We start from the raw sequence: 12,284 nt of genomic DNA on the forward strand, positions 1-12,284 counted from the left end.
CTAGCCCAACAACCGCCGAAATCCTTCGATCGGCAGTGGCCGACTGTGCAAATACCCCTGGAACAAATGGCAGCCCAGCTTTTGCAGGAATGCCAGTTGTTCCGGGGTTTCCACGCCTTCGGCAATCACTGTCAGGTTCAGGCTGCGGGCCATGGCCACGATGGCGCGGATGATTTCGGCGTCGTTGGGGTCATGGGTCGCGTCGCGTACGAAGGACTGGTCGATCTTCAGTGCATCCACCGGCAGGCGCTTGAGGTACGTCAGCGATGAGTAGCCGGTACCGAAGTCATCCATGGCAAAACTGACACCGAGCTTTTTCAGGCGGCGCATCTTCGCCACGGTGTCGTCCAGGTTCTGAATCACGATGCCTTCGGTGATTTCCAGTTTCAGCAGGTTGCAGGGCAGTTGATGCCGCTTGAGGCTGCGCTCCACCCGTTCGACAAAGTCGTTCTGGCGAAACTGCCGGGGGCTGATGTTCACGCACAGGCTGAAATTCAACGGGTCCACCAAGCCTTCGGCAATCAGCTGTGCAAAGGCGGCGCAGGCCTCATCGAGGATCCAGGTACCCACTTCGAGGATCAGGCCGCTGTCTTCCAGGACCTTGATGAATTCGGACGGCGACTGCGCGCCCAACTGCGGATGCTGCCAACGCACCAGGGCCTCGGCGCCGACGATCTTGTTGCCGCGCGCATCCACCTGGGGCTGGTAATGCACGCTGAACTCGCCGCGCGACAGGGCCAGGCGCAGGTCGGTTTCCATGCGCAGGCGCTCGCTGGCGGCCTTTTGCATGCTGTTGTGGAACATCTGCGTGGTGTTGCGCCCCGAATCCTTGGCCCGGTACAGGGCTATGTCGGCGCGCTTAAGCAGGTCCGCCGGGGTGGTGCCATGGTCGGGAATCAACGCCACGCCGATGCTTGGCGTGACCTGCAGGCGATGGCCATCGAGGAACATCGGCTCCGAAAGCAATTCGCGCAGGGTATCGGCCAGTTCCTGCACCTGGGTGCTGACTTGAGTGCGCGTACCATCCAGGCCGCTGAGCAGTACCACGAACTCATCGCCGCCCAGGCGCGCCACCGTGTCCTCCATGCGCACGCTGGCTTCCAGGCGCGCGGTGACGATTTTCAGCACGGTGTCGCCCACCGGGTGGCCGAGGGAATCGTTGATGTGCTTGAAATGGTCGAGGTCGAGAAACAGCAGGGCACCGCGCAGGTTATGGCGCTTGAGCAAGGCGATCTGTTGGCTCAGGCGATCCATCAGCAGCGCGCGGTTGGGCAGGTTGGTCAGCGGGTCGTGATAGGCCAGGTGACGGATCTGCGCCTGGGCGTTTTTCAGCAGGCTCACGTCCCGCGCGGTCAGCAGCAGGCACGGGGTTTCATTGAGGGTGATCGGCTCGACCGAGACTTCTACCGCCAATACGTCGCCGCGCTTGTTGTGCCAGAGCATTTCCAGGTGAGGGATGCGCCCTTTGATCTGCAATTCGGCCAACAAGGCGGAACGCTGGTTTTCATCGGCCCAGATGCCGATCTGGTACAGCGTCAGGCCGATGGCTTCTTCGGCACGGTAGCCGGTGAGGCGGCAGAAGCCATCGTTGACCTCCACATAACGGCCGGTGTCGCGCTCGGTGATGGAGATGGCGTCGGGGCTGGAATGGAAGGCCTTGGCGAATTTTTCCTCGCTGGCCTTCAGCGCGGCCTCCGAGCGTTGTTGCTGGGTGATGTCGCGCAAGGTGGTGACGATGCACGGCTGGTCGCCCACCTTGATCAGCCGGCTGGAAATCATGCAGGTCAGGGTTTGGCCGTTCTTGTGGTGCACCACGATGGCCACATTGCTCAACGCCTGGTCGCGAATCACCTGTTCGATACGCTGCAGGCGCTTGCTTGACTCGTCCCACAGGCCGATCTGCTCGGCGCTCTTGTCGATCACCTCGGCCGCCGTCCAGCCAAACGTCTGGGTGAAGGCGGGGTTGATCTCGATGAACCCGCCACTGTCCAGGCAGGTGACGCAGATGGGATCGGGGCTGGCCTGGAACAGGCTGGCGAACTTTTCTTCGGAGGCGGTCAGGCGTTGTTCGCGTTCCACCTGGTCGGTGATGTCCAGCAGGGTGCCGGCCATGCGCAGCGGCGCCCCTTGCTCGTCGCGGTAGAGGCGGGCGCGGCTTTCCAGGTAGCGCGAGCTGCCGTCTTCCACTGGCACGCGGTAAGTGAGTTGGTAATTGCCGGCCGGGCCTTCGCGCAGGGTGCGATAAGCGTTGCGCATGTTCTCGCGCTCTTGCCTGGGCATGCCCTCGAAAAACGCCTCGAAGGATTCATGGAAGGGCTCGGGTGGCAGGCCGTGCAGTTGAGCGGCGCGGGCCGAGCCGTAGAGCATGCCGGTGGGGATATGCCAGTCCCAGGTGCCCAGTTGCGCCGAGTCCAGGGCCAGGTCCAGGCGCTCCTGGCTGTCCTTGAGGGCATTTTCGGCGTTTTTGCGCTCGGTGGTGTCGAGAAAGGTGCTGAGCAAATAAGCCTCGCCCTCCAGTTCGACCTTTTGTGCACTGAGGGTGCCATCGTGGATCTGGCCGTTGCTGGCGCAGAACTGCACTTCCATGGTGATGGGTTCACCCTTGCGCTGGGTGGCCAGGACCAGCTGCGCACGTTGTTCGGGGTGCCTCCACAGGCCCAGGTCCAGGGTGCTGCGGCCGATGGCATCGGCCACCGGCCAGCCGAAGAGCATCTCGAAATACTGGTTGGCTTCGCTGATCAGGCCGTCGGACTGGCGGGTCAACAGCACCATGTTCGGGCACAGGTGAAACAGCGTGGCGAAGCGTTTTTCGGAATGGCTGAGGGCGTGCTCCCGCTCGCGCTGGCGAGTGGTTTCGCGGATCACGCCGATCATGCGGCGCCGACCGGCCTTGTCCGGTGCCAGGCTGCCGTTGATCTCCAGCCAGTGATGGGTGCCGTCCGGCCATTGGATGTGATGGTGCATGGCCTGCTCGAACGGCTCGCCGGCCAGTACCGCATGAAAGGCTCGCACCACCCGGGAGCGATCCGAGGGCGCCAGCAGGTCGAGGTAGTCCAGGTCCTTGGGCAGTGGTTGGCGCGGGTCGAAGCCGAACAGCGCCTGGGTGCCCCGTGACCAGCTGATACGGCCCGTGTCGATTTCCCAGCACCACGCGCCCAGCCGGGCAGCATTCAGGGCTGCCAGCAGTTGCGGGGCGCTGTCCCAGCTTTGTTCCGCCTGCTGGGGGTCCAGGGCGTAGATACGGGGCAGGGGAGGCAGAGGGTCGACAGGGTTGCGCATTATCAAAGGGCCTTGGCTCGATGGGCAAACAGCGCGGTTTTATTCACAACCTGGGGCCGCACGGCGTCATACCGGTATCACTGGCAGATCCACCTGTGCATCCAACAGGCTCATGAACGCCCGCGCAGCGTTCGACAGCGTCCTTTCGGTGTGCACGATATAGCCTAGCTGGCGACTGAGTTGTATGCCCGGCAAAGCGATACTCGCCACCTGATCATCGAGCATGGTGCGCGGCAACACGCTCCAGGCCAGGCCGATGGAGACCATCATCTTGATGGTTTCCAGGTAGTTAGTACTCATCGCGATGTTCGGGGTAAGGCCCTGGGCCTCGAACAGTCGGCTGACAATATGGTGGGTAAAGGTATTACCGCCAGGGAAAACCGCCGGGTGGCCGGCAATATCGGCCAGGCTGACGTCGCGGTTGCCGGTGAGGCTGTGCTCCGGCGCCACCACGAAATCCAGCGGGTCGTCCCACACCGGGGTGGCGCGTACCAGGTGATGGGGGGCGGGCGCCAGGGTGATCACTGCCACTTCGGCGCGGCCGTGGAGGATTTCTTCGTAGGCCACTTCCGAATCGAGAAACTGAATATCCAGCGCCACATTCGGGTATTCCCGGGTGAAGGTACGCAGGATCGGAGGCAAACGATGCAGGCCGATATGGTGGCTGGTGGCTAAGGTCAGGCGGCCGCTGACTTCTCCGGTGAGATTGGTGAGGGCGCGGCGGGTGTCGTCCAGCACGTTGAGAATCTGATAAGCGCGCGGCAGCAAGGCCCGGCCGGCTTCGGTCAGGCCGACTTCACGGCCCAGGCGATCGAACAGTCGCACCTTCAATTGCTGTTCCAGGCCGGCGATGCGCTTGCTGATGGCCGGTTGGGTCAGGTGCAGGCGTTCACCGGCACCTGAGAAGCTGCCGGTCTCGGCGATGGCAATAAAGGCATTGAGGTTGGCCAGGTCCATGGGTGTATTCCAGTTGGTAATCCAAAGCATAAAAAATATGAATTTGAGTTATTTAATGTAGCGCCATACCATCAGCCTCACAAGCCAAAGGGTTATTGAAAAGCCCGGCGCATAGAAACACCGCTGATGAGGACCGACTGATGGCCGGCAAAACGCTTTACGACAAGCTTTGGGATTCCCATGAAGTGAAACGGCGCGACGATGGCTCGTCGCTGATCTATATCGACCGTCACATCATCCATGAAGTGACCTCGCCCCAAGCGTTCGAAGGCCTGCGGCTGGCCGGGCGCAAGCCCTGGCGCGTCGACTCGATCATCGCCACCCCGGACCACAACGTACCGACCACCCCGGAGCGCAAGGGCGGGATCGACGCCATTGTCGACACCGTGTCGCGCTTGCAGGTGCAGACCCTCGACGACTACTGCGACGAATATGGCATCACCGAATTCAAGATGAATGACGTGCGTCAAGGGATCGTCCACGTGATCGGCCCGGAGCAGGGCGCCACCTTGCCGGGCATGACCGTGGTCTGCGGCGACTCCCACACCTCCACCCACGGTGCGTTTGGCGCCCTGGCCCACGGCATCGGCACCTCGGAGGTGGAGCATGTGTTCGCCACCCAGTGCCTGGTCGCCAAGAAAATGAAGAACATGCTGGTGCGTGTCGAAGGCACCTTGCCGTTCGGCGTGACCGCCAAGGACATCGTGCTCGCCGTGATCGGCAAGATCGGCACCGCCGGCGGTAACGGCCATGCCATCGAGTTCGCCGGCAGCGCCATTCGCGACCTGTCCATCGAAGGCCGCATGACCATCTGCAACATGTCCATCGAAGCCGGTGCTCGCGTGGGCATGGTGGCGGCGGACGAGAAAACCGTTGAATACGTGAAGGGGCGCCCATTTGCACCGCAAGGCGCCGATTGGGACGCCGCGGTTGAAGCCTGGAAAGACCTGGTGTCAGACGCCGATGCGGTGTTCGACACCGTGGTTGAACTCGATGCTGCCCAGATCAAGCCGCAGGTCAGCTGGGGCACTTCGCCGGAAATGGTCCTGGCCGTCGACCAGAACGTGCCGGACCCGGCGCAGGAAGCCGACCTGGTCAAGCGCGGTTCCATCGAGCGCGCCTTGAAGTACATGGGCTTGAAGGCCAACCAGGCGATCACCGACATCCAGTTGGATCGCGTGTTCATCGGCTCCTGCACCAACTCGCGGATCGAAGACCTGCGCGCGGCGGCGGTGATCGCCAAGGGCCGCAAAGTCGCTTCGACCATCAAGCAGGCCATCGTGGTGCCAGGCTCGGGCCTGGTTAAAGCCCAGGCTGAAGCCGAAGGCCTGGACAAGATCTTCCTCGAAGCCGGTTTCGAGTGGCGTGAGCCGGGCTGCTCGATGTGCCTGGCGATGAACCCGGATCGCCTGGAGTCGGGCGAGCATTGCGCGTCCACCTCCAACCGTAACTTCGAAGGGCGTCAGGGCGCGGGTGGCCGTACCCACCTGGTCAGCCCGGCCATGGCCGCCGCCGCTGCCGTCAACGGTCGTTTCATCGACGTTCGCGAATTGATCTGAGGAAAACCCGATGAGAGCTTTTACCCAACACACCGGTTTGGTCGCGCCGTTGGACCGTGCCAACGTCGACACCGACCAGATCATCCCCAAGCAGTTCTTGAAGTCCATCAAACGCACCGGTTTCGGCCCCAACCTGTTCGACGAATGGCGCTACCTGGACGTGGGCTACGCCTACCAGGACAACTCCAAGCGCCCGCTGAACAAGGACTTCGTGCTCAACGCCGAGCGCTACCAGGGCGCCAGCGTGTTGCTGGCCCGGGAAAACTTCGGTTGCGGCTCCAGTCGCGAGCACGCGCCGTGGGCCCTGGAAGAATATGGCTTTCGCAGCATCATCGCGCCGAGCTATGCCGACATCTTCTTCAACAACAGCTTCAAGAACGGCCTGTTGCCGATCATCTTGACCGACGAAGAAGTCGACGAACTGTTCAAGCAAGTGGAAGCCGATGTGGGCTACCAGCTGACCATCGACCTGGCTGCGCAAACCGTGACCCGTCCGGACGGCAAGGTGTACCACTTTGAGGTGGACGCCTTCCGCAAGCACTGCCTGATCAACGGCCTGGACGATATCGGCCTGACCTTGCAGGACGGCGATGCGATTGCCGCGTTCGAAGCCAGGCACCGGGTGAGCCAGCCCTGGTTGTTTCGTGACGCATAAATTGATGTAGGCCGGTACCAGCAACACAACCCTTGAAGGATGCCACCATGACCAGCACCGCCCACACCCAAGTCGTGCAAAAACAATTCGGCGAACAGGCGTCTGCCTACCTGAGCAGTGCCGTGCACGCCCAAGGCACCGAATTCGCGCTGCTCCAGGCCGAACTGGCCGGGCAGGGCGGTGCACGACTGCTGGACCTGGGCTGCGGTGCCGGTCATGTGAGTTTCCATGTGGCGCCATTGGTCAAGGAAGTGGTGGCCTACGATCTATCCCAGCAGATGCTCGATGTGGTGGCCGCCGCTGCGCAAGATCGCGGTCTCACCAATATCAGCACCGTAAACGGCGCCGCCGAGCGCCTGCCGTTTGCCGATGGCGAATTCGACTTCGTGTTCAGCCGTTATTCGGCGCACCATTGGAGCGACCTCGGCGTGGCCCTGCGCGAAGTGCGCCGCGTGCTCAAGCCGGGCGGCGTGGCGGCGTTTGTCGATGTCTTGTCACCGGGCAGCCCGTTGCTGGACACTTACCTGCAAACCGTCGAAGTGTTGCGCGACACCAGCCACGTGCGTGACTACTCCGCCGCCGAATGGATGCGCCAGCTCAGCGAAGCCGGTTTGCACGTACGCAACAGCAGCCGCCAGCGCCTGCGCCTGGAATACACCTCGTGGGTCGAACGCATGCGCACACCGCAAGTGCTGCGCGCCGCGATCCTGCAGCTGCAGCAGGCGATGGGCCAGGAAGTGCGCGATTACTACGAGATTCAGGCCGACGGCACCTTCAGCACCGACGTGCTGGTGGTCTGGGCCGAACGCTGATTAATTTTCCCGACCTGCCCACGGGCAGGTCGCTCGATGAAATGAGGAACCCATGAGCAAGCAGATTCTGATTCTCCCTGGCGACGGTATTGGTCCGGAAATCATGGCCGAAGCGGTCAAGGTCCTGGAGCTTGCCAACAGCAAGTACAGCCTGGGCTTCGAATTGAGCCACGACGTGATCGGCGGCGCTGCCATCGACAAGCACGGCGTGCCCCTGGCCGACGAAACCCTGGACCGCGCCCGCGCCGCCGATGCCGTGCTGCTGGGCGCCGTGGGTGGCCCGAAGTGGGACAAGATCGAGCGTGATATCCGCCCTGAGCGCGGCCTGCTGAAAATCCGCGCGCAACTTGGCCTGTTCGGCAACCTGCGCCCGGCGATCCTCTACCCGCAACTGGCCGATGCGTCGAGCCTGAAGCCGGAAGTGGTGGCGGGCCTGGACATCCTGATCGTGCGTGAACTGACCGGCGGTATCTACTTTGGCTCGCCACGGGGCGTGCGCGAGCTGGAGAATGGCGAGCGCCAGGCCTACGACACACTGCCGTACAGCGAGAGTGAAATCCGCCGTATCGCCCGCGTCGGTTTCGACATGGCCCGTGTGCGCGGCAAGAAGGTCTGCTCGGTGGACAAGGCCAACGTCCTGGCCTCCAGCCAGCTGTGGCGCGAAATCGTCGAAGAAGTGGCCAAGGATTACCCGGACGTCGAACTGAGCCACATGTACGTCGACAACGCCGCCATGCAATTGGTCCGTGCGCCGAAGCAGTTCGACGTGATCGTCACCGACAACCTGTTCGGCGACATCCTGTCCGACCAGGCCTCGATGCTCACCGGTTCCATCGGCATGCTGCCGTCGGCGTCCCTGGACACCAATAACAAGGGCATGTACGAGCCTTGCCACGGCTCGGCGCCGGACATCGCGGGCCAGGGCATTGCCAACCCGCTGGCGACCATCCTGTCGGTCTCGATGATGCTGCGTTACAGCTTCAACCTGAGCGACGCCGCGGATGCGATCGAGAAGGCCGTGAGCCTGGTGCTGGACCAGGGCTTGCGCACCGGCGACATCTGGTCGCAGGGTTGCACCAAGGTGGGTACGCAGGAAATGGGCGACGCAGTAGTCGCCGCGCTGCGGAATCTGTAATCTCTCGGGCCCGCTTGCAGTTGTTGCTGCAAGGCGGCCCACTTTTTAACAAGGTGTAGTTGCGATGAAACGTGTAGGTCTGATCGGTTGGCGCGGTATGGTCGGTTCCGTGCTCATGCAGCGGATGCTGGAAGAGCAGGATTTCGATCTTATTGAGCCGGTGTTTTTCACCACTTCGAACGTAGGTGGCCAAGGGCCGTCCGTGGGCAAGGATATTGCCCCGCTCAAGGACGCCTACAGCATTGAAGAGCTGAAGACCCTCGACGTGATCCTCACCTGCCAGGGTGGCGACTACACCAGCGAAGTCTTCCCCAAGCTGCGTGAAGCCGGCTGGCAGGGTTACTGGATCGACGCCGCCTCGAGCCTGCGCATGCAGGACGACGCCGTGATCATCCTCGACCCGGTCAACCGCAAGGTCATCGACCAGCAACTGGATGCCGGCACCAAGAATTATGTGGGCGGCAACTGCACCGTCAGTCTGATGCTGATGGGCCTGGGCGGCCTGTTCGAAGCCGGCCTGGTCGAGTGGATGAGCGCCATGACCTACCAGGCGGCGTCCGGCGCCGGCGCGCAGAACATGCGTGAGTTGATCAAGCAGATGGGCGCGACCCACGCCGCCGTCGCCGATCAACTGGCCGACCCGGCCAGCGCGATCCTCGACATCGACCGCCGTGTGGCCGAAGCCATGCGCAGCGATGCCTACCCGACCGAGAACTTCGGTGTGCCATTGGCCGGCAGCCTGATCCCGTGGATCGACAAAGAGCTGCCGAACGGCCAGAGCCGCGAAGAGTGGAAGGCCCAGGCCGAGACCAACAAGATCCTCGGCCGGTTCAAGAGCCCGATCCCGGTGGATGGCATCTGCGTGCGCATCGGCGCCATGCGCTGCCACAGCCAGGCGCTGACCATCAAGCTGAACAAAGACGTGCCGATCGCCGATATCGAAGGGCTGATCAGCCAGCACAACCCCTGGGTCAAGCTGGTGCCGAACAACCGCGACATCAGCATGCAGGAGCTGAGCCCGACCAAGGTCACCGGCACCCTGAATGTACCAGTGGGCCGTCTGCGCAAGCTGAACATGGGCACCCAGTACCTGGGCGCATTCACCGTCGGCGACCAACTGCTGTGGGGCGCGGCCGAGCCGTTGCGTCGCATGTTGCGGATCTTGCTGGAGCGTTGATCGCTTGAAGCAATAATAGAAACCCGCGTTCTGGTGACAGGCGCGGGTTTTTTATTGTTCTTTCGGGCGCTAACGGGGCAAGCCCCCCCACAGTAAACAGCATTTCAAGGTTGGAACTCGGTTGAATGTGGGAGGGGCTTGCCCCCGATAGCCATGGGTATCTACACAACTCTTAAAGGCTGACACATAACTCTGTGGTGAGCGGGCTTGCCCCGCGCTGGGTTGCGAAGCAACCCCAAAACCTTCACCTCGATTGATTCTGGCACTCTGCGTTGACCTTATTGGGGCTGCTTCGCAACCCAGCGCGGGGCAAGCCCGCTCACCACAGAAGCCTAATTGCCATAGATTCCGTATTCACTGGAAGTTGTGTAGATACCCATGCCTCGATAGGGCCATCAGCCACTTAGCCAGACCCAGGCTAATTGCCTCGCTCCCGGCCACCCGGTAAAGTGCCGCTCCCCCCGCAATGCCCGAGGCAGCCCCCATGACCCAGACCTTTGAAATTGCCGTGATCGGTGCCACCGGCACCGTTGGTGAAACCCTGGTGCAGATTCTCGAAGAGCTGGAATTCCCGGTGGGCACCCTGTACCTGCTGGCGGGCAGTAACTCTGCTGGCGCCTCGGTACCGTTTCGCGGCAAGAACGTACGGGTCAAGGAGGTCGACGAATTCGATTTCAGCAAGGTGCAACTGGCCTTCTTCGCCGCAGGCCCGGAAGTCACCCTGAGCTTCGCGCCGCGAGCCACGGCGGCGGGTTGCTCGGTGATCGACTTGTCGGGAGCCTTGCCCGCCGAGCAGGCGCCCCAGGTGGTGCCGGAAGCCAATGCCCACGTCCTCGACGGCCTGGAAAAACCGTTCCAGCTCGGCAGCCCGAGCCCGTCGGCCACCAACCTGGCGGTGGTGCTGGCGCCGTTGCGCGGCTTGCTGGACATCCAGCGTGTCGCCGTCACTGCCAGCCTGGCAGTGTCTGCCCAGGGCCGCGAAGCCGTCAGCGAATTGGCACGTCAGACCGCCGAGCTCCTGAATGTGCGCCCTCTGGAACCTAAGTTCTTTGACCGGCAAATGGCCTTCAACCTGTTGGCACAAGTCGGCACGCCAGACGCCCAAGGGCATACCACCCTGGAAAAGCGCCTGGTTCACGAACTGCGCGCAGTCCTGGAATTACCTTTGCTAAAGATTTCCGCAACTTGCGTTCAAGCCCCGGTGTTTTTTGGCGATAGCCTGACTGTGTCATTGCAATTGGGCGCGGCGGTCGATCTTGCCGCCGTCAACCGCGCATTGGAGGCCGCGCCGGGTATCGAGCTGGTAGAAGAGGGGGATTACCCTACAGCCGTGGGCGACGCAGTGGGCCAGGATGTGGTCTATGTAGGCCGGGTGCGCGCGGGAGTGGATGACGCAGCTGAACTAAATCTGTGGCTGACGTCAGATAACGTACGCAAGGGCGCCGCCCTTAACGCCGTGCAACTGGCGCAGTTGTTGATAAAACGCCTTGCGTAAAAGATACTTGGCGGCAATTTGTAGATTGATTCTAACCAGGCGCTATGCTTGGCCCCAAGCAGGAACAATTGCGCGTCGGTGACCTATCGGCTCGCCATGCCTTATGGCAAGCGGTTACCAACCTTCTCGCAGGCCGGGGAGTGTTCAAACAAAGGATGAGGCTATGGTTCAAGTTCGCAAACTGGTGTTAGCAATAGCGGCCGCCTCGGCGCTGTCCTCCGGTATGGCGCAGGCGCTCCAGTTGGGGGAAATGACCCTCAAGTCGAAGTTGAACCAGCCGTTGTCGGTGGAAATCGAATTGCTCGATGTCGGTGGCCTCACGGCGTCCGAGATCACCCCGAGCCTAGCCTCATCCCAGGCGTTCGTGGACGCGGGCGTCGATCGCCAGGCGTTTCTCGATGACCTGACGTTTACCCCGGTCATCAATCCCAGCGGTCGCAGCGTGGTGCGCGTCACCTCCAGCAAGCCGCTGCCGGATTCCTACGTACGTTTCCTGCTGCAGGTGCAATGGCCCAATGGCCGCTTGATGCGCGACTACAGCGTGTTGCTCGACCCTGCCAAGTTCGACCAGTCGGCTTCGACCCCCGCAGCACCTGCACCGCGCGTGGGAACGCCCGCCCGCAGTGCGCCCGCTGTGAGCAAGCCGGCCCAGCACACCACCACCTCCCGCGACACCCTGTGGGAAATTGCGCAGAAGCACCGCAATGGCGGCTCGGTGCAGCAGACCATGCTGGCCATTCAGGCACTCAATCCCGACGCCTTTATCGACGGCAATATCAACCGCCTGAAAACCGGCCAGGTGCTGCGCCTGCCGGACACCGTACAAAGCACGGCGTTGCCGCAGCCTCAGGCAATTGCCGAAGTGAGGGTACAAAATGCCGCCTGGCGCCAGGGTCGGCGCGGGGCGACCAATCAGGCGGCCGGTAAGCAGCAACTGGACGCCACCAAGCGTGCCCAGGCCGGCAATGCGCCGTCGACCACCAATACCCAGGACAACCTGAGCCTGGTCTCGGCTGAAGCAGCCAGGAAGGGCGGCAAGGGCAAGGCCGGTGACAGCCAGGTCTTGAGTGACAAGCTGGCGATGACCCAGGAGCAACTGGACACCACCCGCCGCGATAACGAAGAACTCAAGAGCCGTGCGGCAGATCTGCAAAGCCAGTTGGATAAACTGCAAAAGTTGATTCAACTGAAAAACGATCAACTGGCCCGTTTGCA

9 protein-coding genes are annotated in these 12,284 nt (G+C 62.2%); 7 read left to right on the top strand and 2 right to left on the bottom strand.

Annotation, left to right across the window (positions count from 1 at the left end; translation table 11 throughout):
- A complete protein-coding gene (locus BFP99_RS08550; protein WP_065947092.1) occupies positions 1-3,279 on the bottom strand; it encodes an EAL domain-containing protein in 3,279 nt (1,092 codons plus the stop codon).
- A 66-nt stretch (positions 3,280-3,345) separates the two neighbouring features.
- Complete coding sequence (locus tag BFP99_RS08555; RefSeq protein ID WP_065925091.1) at positions 3,346-4,236, bottom strand: LysR family transcriptional regulator; 891 nt, start codon at positions 4,234-4,236, stop codon at positions 3,346-3,348.
- Between the two features lie 140 nt (positions 4,237-4,376).
- On the opposite strand from BFP99_RS08555, the gene leuC reads away from it, so the two are divergent.
- The 7 genes from leuC to BFP99_RS08590 form a co-directional block, all read left to right on the top strand.
- Complete coding sequence (leuC, locus tag BFP99_RS08560; RefSeq protein WP_027604068.1) at positions 4,377-5,795, top strand: 3-isopropylmalate dehydratase large subunit; 1,419 nt, start codon at positions 4,377-4,379, stop codon at positions 5,793-5,795.
- Positions 5,796-5,805: 10 nt separating this feature from the next.
- Entirely contained in the window at positions 5,806-6,450 is a 645-nt protein-coding gene (gene leuD, locus BFP99_RS08565) for a 3-isopropylmalate dehydratase small subunit (RefSeq protein ID WP_065925092.1), read from the top strand.
- Positions 6,451-6,497: 47 nt separating this feature from the next.
- Complete coding sequence (locus BFP99_RS08570) at positions 6,498-7,262, top strand: class I SAM-dependent methyltransferase (protein WP_065947093.1); 765 nt, start codon at positions 6,498-6,500, stop codon at positions 7,260-7,262.
- A 52-nt stretch (positions 7,263-7,314) separates the two neighbouring features.
- Positions 7,315-8,397 carry a 3-isopropylmalate dehydrogenase gene (leuB, locus tag BFP99_RS08575; RefSeq protein ID WP_017530190.1) on the top strand — a complete coding sequence of 361 codons (1,083 nt, stop codon included), beginning with the start codon at positions 7,315-7,317 and terminating at the stop codon, positions 8,395-8,397.
- A 64-nt stretch (positions 8,398-8,461) separates the two neighbouring features.
- Positions 8,462-9,574, top strand: a complete 1,113-nt coding sequence (asd, locus tag BFP99_RS08580; RefSeq protein ID WP_027604071.1) for an aspartate-semialdehyde dehydrogenase — start codon at positions 8,462-8,464, stop codon at positions 9,572-9,574.
- Between the two features lie 484 nt (positions 9,575-10,058).
- Positions 10,059-11,069 carry an aspartate-semialdehyde dehydrogenase gene (locus tag BFP99_RS08585; protein WP_065947094.1) on the top strand — a complete coding sequence of 337 codons (1,011 nt, stop codon included), beginning with the start codon at positions 10,059-10,061 and terminating at the stop codon, positions 11,067-11,069.
- Positions 11,070-11,232: 163 nt separating this feature from the next.
- A partial coding sequence (locus BFP99_RS08590; RefSeq protein ID WP_176719687.1) for a type IV pilus assembly protein FimV occupies positions 11,233-12,284 on the top strand: 1,052 nt, incomplete at its 3' end.

Origin of the sequence: Pseudomonas sp. 1 R 17 (assembly GCF_900067035.1) — a bacterium.
Taxonomy (GTDB): Bacteria; Pseudomonadota; Gammaproteobacteria; order Pseudomonadales; family Pseudomonadaceae; genus Aquipseudomonas; species Aquipseudomonas marginalis.

What these genes read in the sequence shown, in the direction of transcription:
- leuB (WP_017530190.1), top strand. Translation starts at nt 7,315, where the DNA reads ATGAGCAAGCAGATTCTGATTCTCCCTGGCGACGGTATTGGTCCGGAA.
- BFP99_RS08550 (WP_065947092.1), bottom strand. Translation starts at nt 3,279, where the DNA reads ATGCGCAACCCTGTCGACCCTCTGCCTCCCCTGCCCCGTATCTACGCC.
- BFP99_RS08570 (WP_065947093.1), top strand. Translation starts at nt 6,498, where the DNA reads ATGACCAGCACCGCCCACACCCAAGTCGTGCAAAAACAATTCGGCGAA.
- leuC (WP_027604068.1), top strand. Translation starts at nt 4,377, where the DNA reads ATGGCCGGCAAAACGCTTTACGACAAGCTTTGGGATTCCCATGAAGTG.
- asd (WP_027604071.1), top strand. Translation starts at nt 8,462, where the DNA reads ATGAAACGTGTAGGTCTGATCGGTTGGCGCGGTATGGTCGGTTCCGTG.
- BFP99_RS08555 (WP_065925091.1), bottom strand. Translation starts at nt 4,236, where the DNA reads ATGGACCTGGCCAACCTCAATGCCTTTATTGCCATCGCCGAGACCGGC.
- BFP99_RS08585 (WP_065947094.1), top strand. Translation starts at nt 10,059, where the DNA reads ATGACCCAGACCTTTGAAATTGCCGTGATCGGTGCCACCGGCACCGTT.
- leuD (WP_065925092.1), top strand. Translation starts at nt 5,806, where the DNA reads ATGAGAGCTTTTACCCAACACACCGGTTTGGTCGCGCCGTTGGACCGT.